The sequence below is a fragment of the Stenotrophomonas sp. STEN056 genome, from assembly GCF_056759635.1.
Window position 1 is genome coordinate 53,847 of sequence record NZ_JBRRDL010000018.1, and the last position, 20,459, is coordinate 74,305.

The 20,459-nt window shown below is 59.4% G+C and carries 17 protein-coding genes and 1 tRNA gene; 10 read left to right on the forward strand and 8 right to left on the reverse strand.

Annotation, left to right across the window (positions count from 1 at the left end; translation table 11 throughout):
* The first annotated feature begins 103 nt into the window (after window positions 1-103).
* Window positions 104-1,135 carry a CDP-glycerol glycerophosphotransferase family protein gene (locus tag ACVOLO_RS11125; RefSeq protein WP_481570344.1) on the forward strand — a complete coding sequence of 344 codons (1,032 nt, stop codon included), beginning with the start codon at window positions 104-106 and terminating at the stop codon, window positions 1,133-1,135.
* 250 nt (window positions 1,136-1,385) lie between these two features.
* Here the strand turns inward: ACVOLO_RS11125 and ACVOLO_RS11130 are convergent, their stop codons facing one another.
* The 4 genes from ACVOLO_RS11130 to ACVOLO_RS11145 all read right to left on the reverse strand — a co-directional run bounded on the left by ACVOLO_RS11130 (window position 1,386) and on the right by ACVOLO_RS11145 (window position 5,597).
* Window positions 1,386-2,891, reverse strand: a complete 1,506-nt coding sequence (locus ACVOLO_RS11130; RefSeq protein ID WP_481570345.1) for a PH domain-containing protein — start codon at window positions 2,889-2,891, stop codon at window positions 1,386-1,388.
* Entirely contained in the window at window positions 2,888-3,394 is a 507-nt protein-coding gene (locus tag ACVOLO_RS11135; RefSeq protein ID WP_481570347.1) for a PH domain-containing protein, read from the reverse strand. Before ACVOLO_RS11135 ends, ACVOLO_RS11130 begins: the two co-directional genes overlap by 4 nt.
* A gap of 79 nt (window positions 3,395-3,473) precedes the next feature.
* Window positions 3,474-4,604, reverse strand: a complete 1,131-nt coding sequence (gene ribA, locus ACVOLO_RS11140) for a GTP cyclohydrolase II RibA (RefSeq protein WP_481570348.1) — start codon at window positions 4,602-4,604, stop codon at window positions 3,474-3,476.
* A 72-nt stretch (window positions 4,605-4,676) separates the two neighbouring features.
* A complete protein-coding gene (locus ACVOLO_RS11145) occupies window positions 4,677-5,597 on the reverse strand; it encodes a lauroyl acyltransferase (protein WP_481570349.1) in 921 nt (306 codons plus the stop codon).
* Between the two features lie 95 nt (window positions 5,598-5,692).
* On the opposite strand from ACVOLO_RS11145, the gene dtd reads away from it, so the two are divergent.
* The 3 genes from dtd to ACVOLO_RS11160 all read left to right on the forward strand — a co-directional run bounded on the left by dtd (window position 5,693) and on the right by ACVOLO_RS11160 (window position 8,368).
* A complete protein-coding gene (gene dtd / locus ACVOLO_RS11150) occupies window positions 5,693-6,133 on the forward strand; it encodes a D-aminoacyl-tRNA deacylase (protein ID WP_481570350.1) in 441 nt (146 codons plus the stop codon).
* A gap of 93 nt (window positions 6,134-6,226) precedes the next feature.
* Entirely contained in the window at window positions 6,227-8,080 is a 1,854-nt protein-coding gene (gene rpoD / locus ACVOLO_RS11155) for an RNA polymerase sigma factor RpoD (RefSeq protein ID WP_481570351.1), read from the forward strand.
* A 212-nt stretch (window positions 8,081-8,292) separates the two neighbouring features.
* Window positions 8,293-8,368 (forward strand) — tRNA-Ile (locus ACVOLO_RS11160).
* A 63-nt stretch (window positions 8,369-8,431) separates the two neighbouring features.
* On the opposite strand, the gene ACVOLO_RS11165 is transcribed toward ACVOLO_RS11160, so the two are convergent.
* The 4 genes from ACVOLO_RS11165 to ACVOLO_RS11180 form a co-directional block, all read right to left on the reverse strand.
* Window positions 8,432-9,736: a TniQ family protein gene (locus ACVOLO_RS11165; RefSeq protein WP_481570352.1), complete on the reverse strand. Its 1,305-nt coding sequence runs from the start codon at window positions 9,734-9,736 to the stop codon at window positions 8,432-8,434.
* Window positions 9,737-9,739: 3 nt separating this feature from the next.
* Window positions 9,740-10,822, reverse strand: coding sequence for an AAA family ATPase (locus ACVOLO_RS11170; protein WP_481570353.1), 1,083 nt, complete (start codon window positions 10,820-10,822; stop codon window positions 9,740-9,742).
* Window positions 10,816-13,203: a Mu transposase C-terminal domain-containing protein gene (locus ACVOLO_RS11175; RefSeq protein WP_481570354.1), complete on the reverse strand. Its 2,388-nt coding sequence runs from the start codon at window positions 13,201-13,203 to the stop codon at window positions 10,816-10,818. Before ACVOLO_RS11175 ends, ACVOLO_RS11170 begins: the two co-directional genes overlap by 7 nt.
* Window positions 13,204-13,423: 220 nt before the next feature.
* Complete coding sequence (locus tag ACVOLO_RS11180) at window positions 13,424-13,684, reverse strand: helix-turn-helix domain-containing protein (RefSeq protein ID WP_481570355.1); 261 nt, start codon at window positions 13,682-13,684, stop codon at window positions 13,424-13,426.
* 91 nt (window positions 13,685-13,775) lie between these two features.
* Between ACVOLO_RS11180 and ACVOLO_RS11185 the strand changes: the two genes are divergently transcribed.
* The 6 genes from ACVOLO_RS11185 (at window position 13,776) to ACVOLO_RS11210 (ending at window position 20,456) form a co-directional block, all read left to right on the forward strand.
* Window positions 13,776-14,138, forward strand: coding sequence for a helix-turn-helix domain-containing protein (locus ACVOLO_RS11185; protein ID WP_481570356.1), 363 nt, complete (start codon window positions 13,776-13,778; stop codon window positions 14,136-14,138).
* Window positions 14,135-14,443 (forward strand): hypothetical protein, encoded by a 309-nt coding sequence (locus tag ACVOLO_RS11190; RefSeq protein WP_481570357.1) that lies wholly within the window; start codon window positions 14,135-14,137, stop codon window positions 14,441-14,443. Before ACVOLO_RS11185 ends, ACVOLO_RS11190 begins: the two co-directional genes overlap by 4 nt.
* Window positions 14,444-14,626: 183 nt before the next feature.
* Window positions 14,627-15,079, forward strand: coding sequence for a hypothetical protein (locus ACVOLO_RS11195; protein WP_481570358.1), 453 nt, complete (start codon window positions 14,627-14,629; stop codon window positions 15,077-15,079).
* A 302-nt stretch (window positions 15,080-15,381) separates the two neighbouring features.
* Complete coding sequence (locus ACVOLO_RS11200) at window positions 15,382-16,314, forward strand: DUF4007 family protein (protein ID WP_481570359.1); 933 nt, start codon at window positions 15,382-15,384, stop codon at window positions 16,312-16,314.
* A 91-nt stretch (window positions 16,315-16,405) separates the two neighbouring features.
* The gene (locus ACVOLO_RS11205; RefSeq protein WP_481570360.1) at window positions 16,406-19,624 is read left to right on the forward strand and encodes a hypothetical protein; all 3,219 of its coding nucleotides are present in this window, start codon (window positions 16,406-16,408) and stop codon (window positions 19,622-19,624) included.
* Window positions 19,617-20,456 carry a phosphoadenosine phosphosulfate reductase domain-containing protein gene (locus ACVOLO_RS11210; RefSeq protein WP_481570362.1) on the forward strand — a complete coding sequence of 280 codons (840 nt, stop codon included), beginning with the start codon at window positions 19,617-19,619 and terminating at the stop codon, window positions 20,454-20,456. The genes ACVOLO_RS11205 and ACVOLO_RS11210 overlap by 8 nt, the downstream gene beginning before the upstream one ends.
* Window positions 20,457-20,459: the final 3 nt, after the last annotated feature.

Here is a 20,459-nt window from a genome sequence, read left to right on the forward strand (position 1 = left end):
CAGAGGGTACGCGGTGGGAACCGGGGCCAAAGCCTAGCAGCGACGCTGCTGGCTGGCGATGCGATAATCGCCGGCATATCCCGGTTATTCAGGAGTTTGTACCGTGCCACGCCACTATCTGTTGTACGGCTCCGAGCGTTACGCGCTGGCCATTCTCCGGCCGGTGCAGGCGGCAATCCGGGCGCGTGGTGACGAGGCGGCATGGTTCTTCGACGGCCCTGGGGCCGAGGACATGACCGAGGATGAAACCCTGCTGACGGTGGAGCAGGTGCGTGCCTGGAACCCGTATGCGGTGATCACCTCCTCCAATGCCGTGCCGCATTTCTTTCCCGGCGTGAAGGTCGAGACCTTCCACGGGTTCGATGCCGGCAAGCCGCGCCACATCTACATCCGTGGCTTCTTCGACCTGTACTGCACCACCGGCCCGCGCGACACCGCCGCGTTCTCGGCACTGGCCAGCGAGCAGGGCCACTTCTCGGTGGTGGAAACCGGCTTTCCGAAGATTGACCCGTTCATGAGCCAACTGCGCGATGCGCCGGACCCGGTCCGCGAGCCGCCGGTGATCCTGTACCACTCCACGTTTTCGCCGTCGTGGAGTGCTGCCGGCATTCTGCATGACGAGATCAAGCGCCTGTCACAGACCGGCGAGTGGCGCTGGATCGTGACTTTCCATCCGAAGATGGACCCGGAAGTGGTGGCCAAGTACCGCGCGCTGGAAGGCCCGTACCTGCGCTTTGCCGATGACGACAACATCCTGGACCTGTTCCCGCAGGTGGACATGATGTGCTCGGACACTTCATCGGCGCTCAATGAGTTCCTGCTGACCTACAAGCCGGTGGTTACCTTCAAGAACCGCCGCCCGGGCCCGCAGCTGATCGACATCGACGACCCGGCGCAATTTGAAGGGGCGATCCGTACCGCGTTGTCGCGTCCGCCGGAGCTGATGGCCGCGGTGCGCGAGTTCGCCGATCAGTTGCACCCGTACCGCGACGGCAAGTCCAGCGAGCGCATCCTCGACGCCATTGATGCTTTTGTCGCCAAGGGCGCACGCAACCGCAAGCCCAAGCCGATGAACCTATGGCGCAAGATCAAGCTGCGCAAGCGCATTGGCTATTGGGGGCCAGCGCGGACGTAAGTGTTTTTTGGCTGCTGACTGAGCCGCTCTTTGTTGAGTCTGTGGGGTGTGCAATGAAGGGATGTGGCGCGCATTTCTTGATGCGCTGTTGGTGAGTGCTTTCGCTCTCCCCCTCTCCCCAACCCCTCTCCCGCAAGGGGAGAGGGGCTTGAAAGCTGCAGTTGCATGGAATGCCTCAACTTGACGCGGTCCGAGCCCCTCTCCCCTTGCGGGAGAGGGGTTGGGGAGAGGGGAGACAAACAGGCAACCCTCACCAGCGCAATTTGCGCCGCGCCATCTCCCGGCCAAGCTGCTCCATCAGTTCCCGCGCGCGCTGTTCTTCCAGGAAGCGCAGCTGCAGCGCGGGCGCGCCGAACGCACCGGCGGTATCCAGGGTAAGCGTGGCGGTGCCGAAGCGGCGATCCAGCGGCGAGCGGTCCAGTCGCAATGCCTGCAGCTTGTCCAGCTCGGCGATGCGCCACCAGCGGTTCCACCAACCGCCACGCACCGCCACGCGCTGTGCATCGATGCTGTAGCCCATGCGCGTGACCTGCCGGTGGGCCTTGAACGCCGACCACGGCAACCACAGCAGCAGCAACAGACCCCAGGGCCCGGTGTTGTAAGTGAGGGCGGCAGCCAGCATGGATGTCACGACCAGTGCCGGCAGGCACAGCCGCCACCAGCCGCGTGTGGACACTGCCTGCCAGTGTGTTGGCGGCCACTGCAGCTGCGGCAGCAGGTGTTGCAGCAATCCATCACAGGTTGCCGGTGTTGCCAGAGGCGCCAGCTCCTTCAGTGCGCGGCCTTGTTTCTCCTCGTTGCCGCCGCCGCTGGCAATATCCACGCGAAGTTGCCGGCGGCCAAAGAGGCGGTGCAGCGCGCCTTCGCGCAGCGTCCATGCCTGGATGCGACGACGCGCGACGCTGCTGCGCAAGCGTGTCAGCAGGCCGCGTTCGACGGTGAGGCGCCTGTCCGCTTCGCTCAGCCGGAAGCCGTGGTACTGCATGATCGCCAGGCCAACGGACAGCAGCCACATCAACAGCAAGACGGTCACCAGCAATACGACGCCGCTGGCGACCAGGGTGGAGGTTTCCAGATGCAGCTGGCTGGCATAACCAACCGCCTGCTTGCCCTGCTGCTTGATGAAATTCTCGGTGATGTCACGCGGCAGCATCTGGTAGAGCGCGCCGATGGCCGCCGCGACCACGACCATCGCGCGATTGGAGATCAAACCAAGCCGTACCAGTTCGGGCAGGCGCAACGCGAGCAGTTGATCGGCAGCCGGCGCGCTGTCGCTTTCGGCGGCCATGACATCGCCGCGGTGACGGATCAGCTGCTCCAGTTCCAGCGCCTGCGCAAGTTTGAGCACGCGCATCTGTGCTTCAGGCTTGTCGCCTGCCGCGGATTCCAGGCGCAGCTCGGCCACGCCGAACAAGCGATGCAGCAGGCTCTGGTGGACCGCCACGTTGTGGATGCGGGCGAAGGGGATTTCGCGACGGGTGCGCTCGAACACGCCGCTGCGGATGACCAGCCGGTCAGTGCCGATGCGGTAGCGGTAGGTCAGATACTGCAGCAGCGCAGCGGCGACCAGCGCAACCACCACAAGCCACGGCACCCATTGGTAGAAATGGCTCTCTTCCTGGCGGCGGCTGCCGAAGATCAGCAGCGCCACCAGTGGCAGCAGCAGTTGCTGGACCTGTTGCTGCAGCACGAACAGCCATGACCAGGGATGCAGCCGCTGTTCGTTGTCGCCGGGGTCGGGAAGCGGGCTGCTCACAGCGCGTCATCATGGTCGAGCTGGTTGGCCAGCTGGTCACGCAGGCGTTCCGCATCGGCCTGGTCCAGGCCGGCGATGGAGACGGTATTCATGCGGGTGCCGGCGGTATGCACGATCAGCGTGGACAGGCCGGCCATGCGTTGCAGCGGGCCGCGCTGCAGATCCAGGTGCTGTACGCGCGAAATCGGTACGTGGCTTTCGTTCTGCCACATATGGCCACGGCGGACGCCCAGCGCCTGGCTGTCCAACTGCCAGAAGGTCAGCCGGTGTCGGCGCCAGCCCAGCCAGGCGCCCAGCAACAGGCCCGCCGCAGTGCTGGCTACTGCAGCAAGCAGCCAGTGCGGGTAGTCCAGGAGGTGGGCCAGTACAGCGCCAGCGACGGCGAAGGGAAGCGCAGTGGCCAGCCCGGAGCCAACGGCAGCAAACAGTGCGCCACGCGGCGGTAGTGGGTGCCAGGAGGCGTCGGCGGCGACAGGTTCGGGGAGTTCAGCAGGCTCAGTCATCTGCCGACGATAGCTTCCGCGCAGGAGCGAGTGAAGGGGAGGGAGTCTGGTCGCGCTACCGGGTTCACTTACAGCCGCGCTATTGCGCGGCCATGATCAACGCATCCACGTCCAGGTGGTGGCCGGCGCGCGCTGCCTTGGTGCGCAGGTATTGCTCGTTCTCGGTGGTGATGTCGCCGGTCACCGGGATGCAGCCGACCACTTCGATACCGGCATTGCGCAGGCGCTGCACCTTGGTGGGGTTGTTGGTCAGCAATTGGATGCGTGCCACGCCCAGGGCGCGCAGCATCGCCACCGCGCTGCCGTAGCGGCGCTCATCGGCGCCGAAACCGAGCAGCGCATCGGCGTCGATGGTGTCCAGGCCTTCGTGTTGATAGCCATAGGCGCGCATCTTGGCGGCGATGCCGGTGCCGCGGCCTTCCTGGTCCAGGTACAGCAGGATGCCGCCGCCCAGTTCCTTCAACGTGTGCAGGCCGCGGCGCAACTGGTCGCCACAGTCGCATTTGAGCGAGCCGAACAGGTCGCCGGTCAGGCACGAGGAATGCACCCGCACCGGCACCGCGCCCTGTAGGTCCGGGTTGCCGACAATCACGGCGACCTGGTCACGCTGGGCGACGCCGCCACGGAACACCGCGAACTCGCTCATGCCCACGTCGCGCAGCGGTACCGGCGAACGGGTGACCAGTTCGTAATCCTGGCCGGCCTGTTGTGCGCCTTCGCGCAGGTCATCGAACGTCAGGCGCAGGCAGCCATCAAACGGCGTGCTGCCGTTGCCCAATTCCACCGACACCATCGCCGGCAGCAGCAGGCCAAGCCGTGCGACTTCGACGCTGGCCGCGTCCATGTCGTTGCCGGCGGTCGGCGTGCCCTCAGGTGCCTTGGCGTCGCGCAGGTAGGCCAGCGCGGGAAGCGTGTTGAATGCCTGCCCGGCCAGGGGAATGCGCACACCCAGCGCGCCCGGGATGCCCAGCGTCTGGGCGCGCGGCGCGGTGAGGTACAGGTAGTGCTGCTGTGCCGCGGCCTGCGCGAATGCCTCGAAACCTGCCGGCGAGCTGCTGTCCAGCGCCGAAGTCGCCAGGCGGCGTTGGCCATCGGCGATCACCACGGGCCGGCCAGCGCGCAATTCGGCGGCGGCGCGCTCGCAGCGGATGGCGGCGGTTTCGCCGAAAGCGGTGGAAACGGAAGCGGGGGAGGGGGTCGGGGCGTTCATCGCTGACCTTATGGGGGCCGCCGGCTGCGGATTCAATCGGCAGTCTGGCGACATTGTGTTGCGGCAGATGCGTCAGTGCGGGTGTCTGGCGGTGGCGTAGGGGTCATGTTCGCCGCTGCCCGGCGGACGCAGGGTGAAGCGCTTGTAAGTCCACTGGTACTGCCGGGGATCGCGCCGGGCGATGGCTTCGATGCCGGCGCTCAAAGCGCTGGCCGCGATCAATGGATCGGGGTCGGCGATCTGCGGCGAGGCCGGTTCCACATGCAGGGCAAACGCAAGATCGGGGCCGGTGCGCTCACACCAGGCATGCAGGACCGTGGCGCCGGTGCGCTCGGCCAGCCGGTTGACCAGGGTCATGGTCAGCGCCTGGATGCCGAAGAACGGCACGAACACCCCGTCGCCGTTCTTGGGCTGCTGGTCGGGCAGGATGCCGGTGGCGCCGCCGTCCTTGAGCACCTTGAACAGCTGCCGCACCGCCGGGCCTTCGGCACGCACCTGGCGCACGTTGTCGCCGCCGCGGACCAGCTGCAGGAACTCGTCGCCAACCGGGTTTTCCGGCGGTGCGTAAACAATGGCGATGGGCCCGCGCGAGGCCAGCCACTGGTTCAGCAGCTCCCAGTTGCCGTAATGCGGCGCCACCACGATCACGCCCTTGCCCGAGGCCAGTGCTGCATCGTAGATATCCTGGCCATGCCGCTCGCGCAGATGGCGGGCCAGATTGGTGGCCGGGTCGTGGGTCCACAGGTACAGCGTTTCCAGCGCCTGGCGTGCGGTGGTGCGCAGCACCTCCCGGTGCAGGCGGGCACGCTCGGCCGGTGCCAGTTCGGGGTAGACCAGTTCGAGGTTGCGGCGCGTGACCCGGCTCTCGCGAGCGTTGATCCGGACCCACAGCCAGGCCACGGCATCGGCCAGCCGTCGCTGCCAGGACCAGGGCAGGTGGCTCAACATCGAAGCGAGGCGGTAGTACAGCTTGGCGGTGGCTTGCGGTTTCATCCGCGCAAGTCTAGGCCGAGCGGTCGCTGTGCGTGTAGCCCGATGGTCCTGCATGGCGCCGGTGCTAAGGTGCCCGATTGTCCGCAGGAGCCCCCATGCTTTCCCTGATCCAGCGTGTTACCCAAGCCTCCGTCAGCGTCGATGGCGACGTGGTCGGCCAGATCGAACATGGCCTGCTGGCCCTGGTGGGCGTGGAGCCGGGCGATGACGAGGCGATGTTGTCGCGGATGGCTGATCGCCTGCTCGGTTACCGGGTTTTCGCCGATGATGCCGGCAAGATGAATCGCTCTTTGCGGGATACGGGGGGCGGACTGTTGCTGGTCAGCCAGTTCACCCTGGCCGCCGACACCCGTTCAGGCATGCGCCCGAGCTTCACCACGGCCGCGCCGCCGGCCGAGGCTGAACGGCTTTTCAATCGTTTGGTGGCCATCTGCCGTGAAAAACACGCCGCAGGGGTGGAAACCGGACGGTTCGGGGCCCATATGGTTGTCAGCCTGGTCAATGACGGGCCCGTGACCTTCCTGCTCAGACCCTGACGCGCCGTGAATCCACCGCCCGGCAAGCGTTATGCTGCGCTGGTATAATGCTAGGTTCCCTATCTTCACAATCGCCGGTGGCGCGAGCACTACATGGCCAACGAACGTCCTGCCCAGCAAAACGACATCAAGCTTCTGATCAGCAAGGGCCTGGAACAGGGCTACCTGACCTATGCCGAAGTCAACGATCACCTCCCTGACGACATGGTCGATCCGGAGCAGATCGAGGACATCATCGGCCTGATCACCGGCATGGGCATTGATGTCCATGAAGTTGCCCCCGACGCCGACACGCTGATGCTCAGCGACGGCAACACCGGCAACCGCGAAGTCGATGACACCGCTGCTGAAGAAGCCGCCGCCGCGCTGACCGCGCTCGACACCGAAGGTGGCCGCACCACCGACCCGGTGCGCATGTACATGCGCGAGATGGGTACGGTCGAGCTGCTCACCCGCGAAGGCGAAATCGCCATCGCCAAGCGCATCGAGGAAGGCCTGGGCCAGGTGCAGGCTGCACTGGGCACCTTCCCGCTGGCCGTGGAATCGGTGCTGGCGGATTACGAACTGCACAAGGAAGGCAAGAAGCGCCTTGCCGAAGTGATCGTCGGTTTCAATGACCTGGCCGAAGAAGCACCGGCCCCGGCCCCGGCTGCTGCCGAAGACACCAGCGAAGAGGCTGACGCCGACGGCGACGAAGACGACGACGGCGATGACGTCGAGGAAGAAGCGGGCCCGACGGGTCCGGATCCGCTGGAAGTGGCTGCCCGCATGGATCAGCTGGCTGGCGACCTGGCCAAGTTCAAGAAGGCACACGCCAAGGGTGACACCAAGGCACAGGCCAAGCTGCGCGAAGAGATCTCGGCCACGTTCGTGACCCTGAAGCTGCCGCTGCCGCTGACCGACGTGCTGGTGCGCCTGCTGCGCGACACCATGGGCCAGGTCAAGGCCCAGGAACGCCGCGTGCTGCACCTGGCAACCATTACCGCGCGCATGCCGCGCAAGGATTTCATCCGCTCCTGGGAAGGCAACCAGACCAACCTGGAGTGGGTGGAAGACGCAATCAAGCGCAAGCAGAAGTGGTCTTCGGCACTGCGTGACGTCAAGGATCAGATCGTCGCCGAACAGCAGGCCACCATCGACCTTGAAAAGAACACCCAGCTGAGCCTGGACGAGCTGAAGGAAATCAGCCGTGTGATGGCCTATGGCGAAGCCAAGGCGCGCAAGGCCAAGAAGGAGATGGTCGAGGCCAACCTGCGCCTGGTGATCTCCATCGCCAAGAAGTACACCAACCGTGGCCTGCAGTTCCTGGACCTGATCCAAGAGGGCAACATCGGCCTGATGAAGGCCGTGGACAAGTTTGAGTACCGCCGCGGTTACAAGTTCTCGACCTACGCGACCTGGTGGATCCGCCAGGCGATCACCCGCTCGATCGCCGACCAAGCGCGCACCATCCGTATCCCGGTGCACATGATCGAGACGATCAACAAGCTCAACCGCATTTCCCGCCAGATGCTCCAGCAGTACGGCCGCGAGGCCACGCCGGAGGAGCTGGCCAAGGAAATGGACATGCCGGAAGACAAGATCCGCAAGGTGATGAAGATCGCCAAGGAGCCGATCTCGATGGAAACCCCGATCGGCGACGACGAGGATTCGCATCTGGGCGACTTCATCGAGGACACCAACGTGGAGTCCCCGATCGAGAACACGGTCAACATCAACCTGTCGGAAACCGTGCGTGACGTGCTGGCTGGCCTCACCCCGAGGGAAGCCAAGGTGCTGCGCATGCGCTTCGGCATCGACATGAACACCGATCACACGCTGGAAGAAGTGGGCAAGCAGTTTGACGTGACCCGCGAGCGTATCCGCCAGATCGAAGCCAAGGCGCTGCGCAAGCTGCGTCACCCGAGCCGCTCCGAGCAGCTGCGCAGCTTCCTCGATATCGAGTGATTGGCGAGTCGTAGAAGCTGGAATGAAGAACCCCGCTCCGGCGGGGTTTTTCTTTGTTCGCGCGCTGTGCTGTTGGCCGGGTACTCGCGATCGGGTGGCGCAGGTATGGCCAAGGGAAGTCGGCGTATCCCGGCATTCGTCGTTGCGGCTGCGAAACCGGACCGCCGGAAGTAGTCGCCCACCGCCGGCTCCACTACACTGTGTCGTCGCGCGGGCCTATAGCTCAACGGTTAGAGCAGAGGACTCATAATCCTTTGGTTCCAGGTTCGAATCCTGGTGGGCCCACCATGCAGATCAGCGGGTTGTAGAACTTGTGCGTGAAAGCATAAGTTGTCCGGATCGGCCAAATTTTCATTGCATGCAAGCATAGCTGGTCCTCTTCGAGCTGGATCCGAATTGCGCACTGATCTCCGCTCGTAGCAGGTTTTTGGGTAGACCGGTTTGCCGGTAAAGGTCCCTAAGAAGCGTCTTTCGCGTCAAGGGCTCTCCAGCGGAGCTTCGGCTATGTATTGCATTGGAGACCGCTCCGGAAGCCAGTGCCTTCGTTCTGATCCCTTGAGCGGTCTTTGTTGCGGCGCAGCGCCGAACTATCAGGGCTGCGAGATCTGGGGAGTGGTATAGGAGGGCACCAACTGAGACCGAAAGACGCCTCGCGACGTCTCTCAGTGAGCGAGGCTCCTCTTTGGCCTCTATGATTGCTTTGAGTTTGCACAGCAGATCCGCTTTATCAATCCGAGTGCGCCTGCTTCTCTGTTCAAGGAGGTCGGGGAGTGGGGCTTCAGAGGCGAACCCGAACGATCGAATCGTTGGTCGCGCGCAGTCCAAGAGCTCCAGCAGTGGCACTTCCAGCCGAAAGGCAATGCGCCTTGCAACTGAGAGTGTGATGGGCTCATCCATAGAGGCGTAACGAATGCACTCGTCGCGGGGCAGCTTCGCCCAGAGAGCTTCTTCCCGTTGGCTGGCCCATGCCTCGCTAAAGGCGCTATCCACGTAGCGGTTCACTGAAGCGACTGGATAGGGGGTCGTCCGAGTGGAGAGATCTTGGACCATGCCGATAAGGTCGGGAGCGAACGATATGGGATCGTTGTCCAGCTGATCACGAGAGGTGATCATGTCCAGGCGTCCCTTGCACTGCTGGCAGCGTGTGAAGTCAGGCCATCCCGACCATGGGCGCGGTGCGCGTTCACAGTACGGGCATGTATTACGGAGTACGACGCGGTGAATTTCACAAGCTTGGATGTCTTCCAAAAACCAGGCCAGCTTGAGATAGGCCTTGCCCTGTCCCAGTGTCTGCTCGTATAAGCAGCCAGGGCACCAACGCAGGTGCTTGCTGTACGTTTTTGGGGAGCGTGCAAGGGCTGGTGACAAGTGGACGAAAGTGCTGCGCCTAAGCTGGCAATCGCTTTCGCAACGAGCGCGTGCTAGTGCTTTGATTATGTTCTCGGTTGTAGCATTGGGACGTACGCTTGCAGCGAACGGCTGAGCAGCCAATGCTCTACTCAATGCTAGTCCGGCGTTGCTTCCATTCAATAGATAAGTAAGTAGGCCGCCAGGTGTAACGCCATGGGCTGTCCCGAGTCGGGACAGGTACGACGGGAGTGCCTCGATGTTATAGCTGTCACGCCCTTGAAGTGGGAGAGGAAGTAGCGATAGCATGCTTCACGCCCTCCCATCTCTGACGTTTCGTTTTGGAGATCGCCTAAACGGAGTGCCGCGGCTTTTTGAATCATTGCTTACCCTAGTACTTGGTTTCGACTCCCGGGCTTGTTCGGTGCCCATGGGAAGCGGGGTCAGCTGCCGTAACAGGTAATTCTCTCCCTCGATGATTTCTTCAAAAATCATCTTTTCTTGCTGGGCCGGCATCCGGCTGGCTTGAAGAAACTCAATCGTCATTCGGTCAGCATCTTCCGCGATCATTTTTGCCAATGCTCCCCTTAGCCAGGATGAGAGGCCGCCGATTCGTCCCATTGAGCCTTCGAAAAGATACCGATTCCAAGTGCTGAGCGATTCATTGGCATTGAAGGGAATGAGCTCCGAGAAGCGGCGAAGCGCTTTCTCCCACTCTCGAATGTCATCTATAGAACTCGATTTGTAGCGGGCGAATTCCAAAGGTAGCTGCCTCCCGAGTAGGTGAGGTGCAAGGCTCATCAGTGGAAGTAATTTGTATGAACCAATCAGAACAAGCTTCACTTTCGCGATGTTGGCTAGACACTTCCATGAGTCGAGAACCTTCGCCGCGGCCTCGTCTCCTCCGCGAACATAGCGGACATGATGGGCCTCATCGATAACAAAGTACTCGGTTTTTCGAAGAATCAATGCTTGCTCGAACGCAGACCACAGTCGCCGCTCGGGTGTGCGTTCAAGACGTTCGTTGAGCTTTACTTCCCAAGGGTCATTCTCATCTGCGATACCGAAGATTGGGTGGCGAATCGCTCGCAAACAGTCCATTGCGAAGCCCTTCGTGGAGAACTCGCCGCTTGTGCCTTCGTTTGCTGCCTCCACGATCACTACTGGCATTAGCTCGTTCTCATCCGGCTGGGGAGAATCGGAGATAGCGAGCGCATCTCGAACGCTCCTCGTCTTGCCGACGCGAGGAGGCCCTGCAATCACGGCAAGCTCGCCCAAGAACATTGCCTGAAGGACCGAGGACACTCTGCGCTTCATATTTTTGTACTTAAGATGTTCGATCTTGAGGCGTTTCACGGCATCCAGTACATCTGGCATCGCATTCGTAGTCACCATTGGCTCACCTCCGTTTCTTCCATTTCCTGAGCCGCGATAGCCGAGAATGGGTCATCAAAGGTGATGCTGGGAGCGGGAGATAACAGGCTAGGAATAGGAGCAGAGTCAGCCTCTTCGATAGCGACCGTCGAGGAGGCTCGACGTTTGTTAATTACATTGATCAGATTGCGATCGGCATCATCACGAGCCGTATCCCTCAATACGGCACCATCAAGCATGACAATTCCTTCGACGATCTGTCTGAGCGGATTCTTTGCGTCATGAGCGGGTGCAGCTGAGGATTTGCATGTTGTCCATCGGCTGTGGATAAGTGCATAGATCCGGTAGGGATCTTCCGGATCACGTCGAACGGGGATCGACCGTCCTCCGCAAGACGCAAGATCTGGGTGCCAGAAATGAAAAGCGTCGATGTGAATCCCTCGTCTGGGATCCACCTTGTAGGACTTGTCATCCACGGCGGAAGCGATCAAGAACTTTTGATCGTAGGGAATAGCCCGCCCAGAGCATGAGAACTTCTGGAGTCCCTCGGTAGCCAGGACAGAGGGAGACGCAAGGCTGGACGGAACCGTGTAGTGATCGAACCATGCACTGAACTCGACTAGATCCTCCCACAAATCCAGAAGTGATAGCGTGGCTAGTTTCTGAGGTCGATGCGAGCCTGATACTGAGCGCACTTCCTTGATGTTGGTTCGGTTCCCGGGTCTGAAGGAAAGCCAAAGTTCCTTGAACTGCCCAAAAAAGCGTTCGGCCTCAGAGCCATATCTAGGATGTCCGGCAGGACGAAGAATAAGATGGATACCGCAATGCGACATCAGCCCCGAAAAATAATTTGATCTGAAGTCCGCACCTCGATCCACGATGATGGATTCTGGCAGGCGTCCGTGAGTCCGAAGGCACTGGCGAATGATTAGCGCACAGTTCCGTCGGCTTGGTGGCTTCAGAGTCAACCAAAAGGCGAGCACTGATTTCGTGTAGCAATCTCGAAGAACGGTCAGCCATGGACGCATGGTGTAACGCATGCCATTGGCTTCCAGAACGATACACTCCAAGTCCACCAAGTAGTGATCGCAGGACGCCATCTCAAAAGGACGGGTCGATTTGAGCGCACGATCATCCACATTGGTCGGCGCAGCTGCAGCATTCGCGGCACGTTTACCGCCCCGCGCTTTCGAGAGTTCCTCAGCCAAGTTTTTCCGAAGCTTTGAGAATGTAGGGTGTGAAAGGCGCCTGTACTCTGGATGCCAACCTTCAGCTGCTGCCTTATACTCTCGCCACAAGCTTGCTGGGCTTGGCTTCTCCACCGATGTCCAGCTGCTTCGGATGCAGTGCTCTGCATATGCGAGAACTATCTCGGGTCGTTTCGCGCTTCGATTTCCGGATTTTCCATGATTGGGTGTCGCGGCCGCGACACGACTCAACCCCTTCTCCATACCCTTCTGAATTTTATTCAGCCATCGTCTGGCGCTGCGCCCGCTAAGGCCGGCATCGAGTCGATCGACGATGTCTATTCCTTTCCCAAGATGCCTTGATAGCGGAAGCTCGTCCTGTGACGCACATGCTTCTGCTTGGCCTGGTGCCAAGCGCCGATAGTGGCCGAGAGCATCATAGACATCTGTACGAAGCAGGTCCGGACGCTTGCTGACAAAGCATGCATCGGATTCTGTGAGGGAAAATGCTTCAAGGTCTGTGAAGATCTCATGCTTTGCGATCAGTCTTAACAGCGGTGTTTGATCTAAAAGGCCGACTGCGTCTGCTAAGTCCTGCAGCCGAGCAACAGGATTCTCCTTGAGGTATCTCGCGACCCTTGCACTCAGATTTTCATCGTCTTGTAGATGGTCGAGACTCTGCAGCAGAAGCATGATGTTGGCGCCGCGCCTCTTGCTGAGCTGTGCAGTAGAAACAACCGTGTGTTGTAGATTCAGCCTTTCGAATGCTCGATCGGCAGGTAGATCTCTGAAAGCGCCGCTCTTCTCCTGAATCCAGTCTTTTGAGTTGGTGGCCAGCGAGATCAGTTTGCTCTCGGTTTTTAGTTGTACGACGTATGGCCCGTATTTTCCCAGTACCAAAAAGTCTGGGGTGTAGTTGCTCAGCCTTCGTATGCCCTGCTTCGTAGTCCGATAGCAGTCCACGCTAGGTGGTTGTTCGAAAAATGCTTCTACATCTGAATCAAAATCCAAGTAGATGGCGTAGAGACACTCGGCAGTCCGACTCTCGGTATTCACCGTTACCCCCATCTTCCTCGATTGGTATTCAGTTACGAGACTTGCGTAGCCGCCTGTGCCGATGTCTCGCGCCAAGCCCAGGCTCGCGCGACGAATGTAGTCCGCGGTTGGCCCAACCAGCTGATGGTGAACGAAGTATTGATCCAGCTTGAGCTCCATTGGGCGCATAAGCTCAGTCTCCTGAAAGCTGACGCGCGTGAGCGCGCCGATAGACTCCAGAGGGGGCGGTGGCCTAGGCGGCAGCCGTCCTCCCTTGGAGCATGGGCTTGAGGTTCAGGGTCGGGAGGGGTAGGATCAGGACAGCACGATCAATGCTAGTCTTTTAGAAGCCCCAGCCTGCCAGCTGGGGCTTCTGCTTTTCCATCCTCCAAAAAATTGGCTAACTCATGGAGGAATCCTTGGCGGTTGCTGTCAGAGGCGGGTTACAAGTTGCTTGCGTTTTGCGTAGGACGGCGTCGACCTTCTGCTTGAGCCCAAGTGCGGCCGCGATCTCATAGGCTTGCCCCCGTCGCCCCCTCGTGCGACCAGACAACAGGGCGTACACGTTCTCACGGCGAAACCCATGCGCGTCGGCCCAGTCGGAGACTGAGATCCCGCCATTCTCAAAGGCGTTTCGGACATCCTGTAGTGTCAGATGCATGGCAATTGGGTTCAGGGAGCAAGACTCTTTACAATATGATCCAATGAGTGCAAAAAGACAAGAATCTCGACTTTTTGGAAAGAATCTTAAGATGGAGCGTCTCCGTCTAGGACTGAATCAGTCTGCACTCGCGGAAATCGGCGGGGTCAGCAAGCCGACCCAAGTTGCCTATGAAGCCGATAGCACCAAGCCCGATGCCAGCTACCTTGCCCGGGTCTCAGAAGCCGGGGTGGATATTTGCTGGTTGCTGACCGGGAGGCACACGGCCCCAGGCGTTCAGTGGGAGCTGATCTTTGACCTTCTGGCTCTGATAGAGGAATGGATGGGGGAGCGGGGTAAGCCAACCTCCACTTCCGAGCGAAATGATCTGCTTCGCACTCTCTACGCGCAGTTCTGTACGGACAACCGTATCGATGCTGAGCAGGTGCGGGCTACGTTCAGGTTGGTGAAATGAGCGAAGGTAACAATTCCCATTTGTCGACGCAGCAGATTCAGCAGATTCGGAAACAGCTGCGGGGACTTGATGTCGATCATCAGTCGCTGGGTGCTCGGATCGGTAGAGTCATTTCGTATCCGACCAGGCCTCAAGGAAACGTTCGGCGCTACAGATTCGGCATGGCGCTTCTTTTGTTCTCTGTTTTCTTGATCGGGCTGGCTCTACTTATACGGGATGCTGACTGGCGATGGATTTTTGTGGGATTTGCCTTTGCAACTGTACTTGTTGCGGGTTGGCAGATAGATCTCGCAAAAGAAAGGTAAGGGCACATAGGTAGCCCGGGGTATATGAAGGGCTGCAATGGTATGAGTGGAGCTTCTTCTGTAATGACCACCGATTCCTGCTCAGGTCATGCGGTTAATTTAGCGGCATAGGCAGCGTCAGCAAGCAGACGCGTAAAGGGTGATGCATAATCACGGCGTCTGATCTGACAAGGAGTCTGTGGCGTGCGATTGAAGGATATTTTCCCGAAACTATTGGCCGAAGCCGAAGCCGAAGCCGAAGCCGAAGCCGAAGCCGAAGCCGAAGCCGAGCGCGAAAGCCGTCTGGAGCAGCTCAAGATCTCACTTGAGCACCACACTTATAAGGAAATCCCCGGAACTACGAATTCGTATCGTGTGGATGCCCCTAGAACAAGTGCAATGACGCAACGTCATGCTCATGTCTATGCAAGGCGAGCCGGCGGGGGTAAGGAACTTTACTCGGTCAACATCGATGGCACAGGCCACGATGGGTCAAGTGGTAAGCCTATCCCCGCGAAGCATGCAGACTTCTTTCGTAGCTTGGGATTTGATATCTCCTTGACGAACTCTCTAGAGAGCATCGAGATCAATCCGGATGTGGATAAGCAGTACGTCCTGCTTCTTCTAGAAGATAGCGACTCGCAACCCAAGGGCTGATGCTGAGTCATTGTTTGGGACGCGGAGAACGTGTCAACACTTGAAGTGGCCTCCTCATAGCCAACTAGCTGATGCACAGCAGCTGGGCGCGGCGCGCGTGATGGAGTCAGTTGGCTAGACCTTTTTCTCAATGCAGCCCCGACGACTAGTGGATGGGGCTCAATGGATAGAAATAGGGGTTTTAGAAAATTTATTATAAATCAATGACATGAGTTCTCATTCTTCTCAGGTGGTCTGTTTTCCTGGTGAAATTTTCCAGCTAGCAACTTGAACTGGTGGAGTCCACCAGTAGACTCGCTGCTATGACATCTATCCAACTTCCAACCGCCGTTCAGTTTTCCGGCCATGAGACCTTCCCTCTGAGGCAGCTATGGCTGCGGAAGGCATACGACGCAGCCACGGACGGGCTAGGGAGCCCGGCGAAGGAGGTCTTTGCTTCTGAAGTCGGCATTCGCCGGTTTGGTGTTGGCAAGAACATGGTGGCCTCGATCCGACATTGGGCGCTTGCGTGCGACGTCATAAGCGAGTCCCGCGACGGCAAGATCGAGATTGCGCAAACCGGGCATGCGCTGTTCGGGCCTGAAGCCCTCGATCCGTACTTGGAGAAACCCGCGACATCTTGGTGGATTCATTGGTTGCTTTCTGGCCGAGCGAAGCGATCGACAACGTGGTGGTGGGTATTCAATCAGACTGCTCAGCAGGTTTTCGATGCGGATGCACTCACTGACTCATTAAGGGCGGCCGTAGAGCAAGCAGGCCATAAGACGTCGAAGGTCACGCTGAAGCGCGACGTAGAGGTCTGTATTCGCTGCTACGTGAGCAAGCGAGACGGTAGAGGCGGTGATGACGCTGCAGAGCCCTTGTTGGCCGAGTTAGGGCTTCTCAATGAAGGTGCGGGCGGTGGGCTCACCTTCCTGCGGGGAGCACAGAATTCGCTGCCTAACGAGATCTTTGCAATGGCGTTGCTTGAGTTCTGGGATACGCGTGAGGAAAGTCTCGGTGCAGGCCGCGCAACCTTGTCCTTCGAGGCAATCTCTCATGAATACGGCTCTCCAGGCAGGGTCTTCAAGCTCGACGAGAGAAGTGTGGGTGAGCGTCTTTCGGCGTTGGAGGACGTCACCGACGGGCAGTTGAGGTGGACTGACACAGCGGGTGTTCGACAGGTGAGTCGGCAGCTACGCGGAACAAAGTCCGATCTCTCAAATAGTCTGTTTAGGAAGGCATATGGTAAGTAATGTCAGACCCCCGGTCCGAGTCGCCGCGCGGTTTCAGAGGTCTGTTCAGCTTGAGTCTGACCTGAGCCGAGAGGATGCGCTCGACGGGTACGTGCTGCATGAAAGTGGTGAGCTCGCACTCGAAACGATCGCCCGGTATGTCAGCACTTCTCAGCAGCGAGCTTTTACTTGGACTGGCCCATACGGCGGCGGCAAGTCTACGCTTGCGCTTGCATTAGCGCAGCTCGCTGGCGGAGAAGCCGCCATTAGGAAACGAGCCAAGGTAGCGCTTCGTCTGAATCCCGGTGATGGGGTCTCTCGCGTCTTCGGCGGGCGTAAGCCCTGGACGGTTATCCCTCTGGTGGGCCGACGACAATCGCTTGAGACTGCACTCAGCCAGTCTATCGACAAATACGCGCCGATGCGGGGTGCCAAGCGGATGCGCGAAGGGCGGCGCGACGTCGTGGCCGAGCTCCTTAAGCGCGCTGACGCCAGCGATATCGGTGGCGTGATTGTCATCCTGGATGAGATGGGGAAGCTCCTTGAGGCCGCCGCCGCGGCTGGAGAGGACATCTATTTGCTGCAGGAGCTTGCCGAGGCAGCTAGCCGAAGTGAAGGAAAGCTCGTCATCGTTGGCGTGCTGCACCAAGCCTTTGAGCGGTATGTGGGGCGCTCTCACCGTGGCGTGCAGGCTGAATGGGCGAAGGTTCAAGGCCGCTTTGTCGATATCCCAGTGGTTGCTGGTACCGACGAGGTGATTGGGCTAATCGGTGGTGCCATAGAGTCTGAGCAGTCACATCCGAAGTCGATGCGGGTGAGCAAAGCTATTGCTGAGCAAATCCATCTTCGCCGACCCTCATCGCCGCCGAATCTCGCCGCGGCGCTCGACGCATGCTGGCCACTGCACCCAGTCACCGCAGCGCTATTGGGTCCATGCTCGCGCAGGCGCTTTGGTCAGAACGAGCGCAGTGTTTTCGGCTTTCTTAGCTCTGCTGAGCCACTTGGATTCCAGGAGTTCCTGCGCAGCTCAGCCAGCCAAGTATCGGGCGTTTACGGACCGGCTCGCTTTTGGGACTACCTCAGAGTCAACTTCGAGCCCGCGATTCTGGCTTCTGCCGATGGTCATCGCTGGGCTGTGGCTTCCGATGCGATTGAGCGAGTGGAGGCGCGGTTCCAAGAGCCTCATGTTTCTCTGATCAAGACTATCGCGCTCATCGACATCTTCCGGAACGGGTCTGGCGTTGCTGCGACAAATGATGTGCTGTTCCAGAGTGTCCCTGGCTACTCAGAAAAGGACCTGTCAGTCGCGCTAGCGGACCTGTCGCAGTCCAGCGTCGCTGTTTATCGGAAGCACCTGTCAGCGTGGGCGATCTATGCCGGCAGTGACTTCGATATCGAAATAGCAGTTGAACAAGCTAAAGGAAAGCGAGCGCTCTCGATTGATCAGCAATTCAGGCAGGTCGGATCTCTGCCAGCACTGAGCGCCAGGAAGCACTACTTCCACACAGGTACGTTGCGCTGGTTTGAGAGATTAGTCGCAACGCCGAAGGTAGCCGAGCAGTTGATCAATTCTCCCCAGAACCCGATGACTGGGAGGTTCATTCTTCTTGTTCCGGACGATGACACTCCGCCACAGGCTCTTGAGGCCGAAGCTCTGCGTTTGGCCACTCAGACCCAGAGTTCACTCGATGCCATCGGTATCCCCAAGCTGCATTTTGGGCTCTCAGAGCAGGCTATTGAGCTAGCTGCTCTGGAGCAGGTTTCACGTGCATCGCCCCAGCTCGAGGCTGATGCGGTAGCGCGGCGAGAGATTGCCGCGCGCCTAGAGCATGCCCGACTGACGCTTGACGCTGATCTTCGAGAGGCTTTTTCCTCCGCTGCTTGGCACGTCAACGGCGAGATACTTCAATCCAGCATGGACGATGGTCTATCTCCGATTGCGAGTGAGGTATGCGATAAGGCTTTCTCTCACGCTCCTCAGGTCTTCAGTGAGCTGGTCAACCGTGACTCGCTATCTTCCAATTCGGCCAAGGCTCAGCGCCTGCTCATGCATCGCATGATCTCCAACGGAGGCGATAGGGACCTGGGCTTTGAGGGTTACCCGGCGGAAGCAGGGCTCTATCACACTGTGCTAGCCCCGCTGCGCCTCCACGGCCAGATAGACGCCGGTTATGGGTTCCGTTCCTTGGTTCATCTTGAAGAAGAAGGCGCCTCAAGCATTGTTCCGCTCTGGCAGAAATGGAAGGCTCAGCTCCTGGAGTCTGACGAGCCTATAACCCTGGATTCGCTCTTCCAAACGGCTCGAAAAGCGCCCTATGGCGTTCGCGCGGGCCTGCTGCCCATCTTCGCTCTGGCGTTCTTCCTTGCCCATAGAAGTGAACTGACGCTCTATATCGATGGCATGTTCACGCCCGAGATGAGCGACGCGGACGCCGACGTGTGGTTGCAGGACGCTGCGCGAATCGGCTGGAAGTGGCTCCGTATAGATGAGTCGTCCCGCAAGATGCTACGCCAGCTCGCCCGTAGGCTTGAGCCAATCGTTCAACGCCCAGTGCAGGCTGATCCGCTGGATTCCGCAAGAGCACTAGTGGCTTGGGCATTCTCGCTCCCGGCGTGGACTCGCAAGACCTCGGCTTTAAGTGATTCTGCAAAAGCAGTGCGTGCTGTGCTGCTGCGGGCGTCAGACCCTATGAAGACGATCTTTCTGGATCTGCCTGCTGCGCTTAAGACCAAGGCGGGACCGGCCACTGTCGATGTCATCGTAGAGGTGGTCCAAGAGCTCGATGGCGCCTATGATTCGGCTCTGAAGAAGGTCGGTGATCAACTGATTGTGTCACTGGGTCATTCTGGCCCCCTATCTCGTCTGAGGTCACGAGCTAAGCCGCTACTTGGCAAGATGGGCGATTTCCGGCTGGATGCGTTTGTGTCTCGACTGGTCGAGTACGACAGCCAATCCCTTCAGAATGAGAGCCTGGCGTCCTTGGCCACCAACAGGGCAGCTCGTGAGTTTACGGACCAAGACATCGAGCGGGCTGGAATGCAGCTCGCAGACTGGGCGTTTCAGTTTAGGCGCGCGGAGCTTTTGGCATCCATCCAGGGGCGACCATCGGGTCGCCATGCATTGGCTGTCGCCTTCGGTGGCCAGCGGACTGTAAGCACTACCATCGATATCGCTGAGGAGGATCGAGAGGTGATCTCTCAGATCCGTGACGATCTGCTTTCGTCCGTGCGAAGTGGCAGGGTTTCCAAGGAATTGTATCTGGCTGCTTTGGCAGAGGCAGGTGCATCGCTGCTTGACGAGAGCATTGAAGCGGAGGCTGGTCATGGCTGAGCACCACGTTCTGGGGATCTCCGGTGGTAAGGACAGTGCTGCGCTCGCTGTCTATATGCGCTTGAATCACCCTGAGATCGATCTGAAGTACTTCTTTACCGATACGGGCAAAGAGCTTCCGGAGGTATACGAGTTCCTGGGAAGTCTAGAGGGCTTCTTGGGCAAAGAAATCCTGCGGCTCAATCCGCAGCGTGATTTCGACTTCTGGCTGCGGGAGTACAACAATTTTCTGCCTTCGCCAAGAACGCGGTGGTGCACGCGGCAGCTGAAGCTATTGCCTTTCCGCAACTGGATAAAGCCGTGGCTTGATGCTGGCGACACTGTCCACAGCTACGTCGCGATCCGATCCGATGAGAATCATCGCGATGGATACGATTCTGGCCATCGGAATCTCACTGTCCATCTTCCGTTTCGGGAGGCCGGGATCGATCATGCCGGTGTGATGGAGTTACTCGATGGTGCTGGTGTTGGGCTGCCCAAGTACTATGACTGGCGGTCTCGCAGTGGATGTACATTCTGCTTCTTCCAGCAAAAGATTGAGTGGGTGCGTCTCAAACAGCAACATCCTGAGCGATTTGAGGAAGCCAAGCAGTATGAGAAAACCGCATTGGAGCACGGCTCCCCATTCACCTGGAGTGATCGTGAGTCACTGGCAGAGCTAGAGCAGCCCGAACGAGTAGAGGCTATCGAGCGCGAGTTTGAGCGAAGGAGAGAGCGCGTAAGTGCCCGTGCTCGAGTCAACCCTCTAAGGCAGGGGGTTGAACTCCCCGCGGGTGTCGAAATGGAGGAGATATTTGACGGCACTGCCGGCTGTCTAGTTTGTCACAAGTGAGGT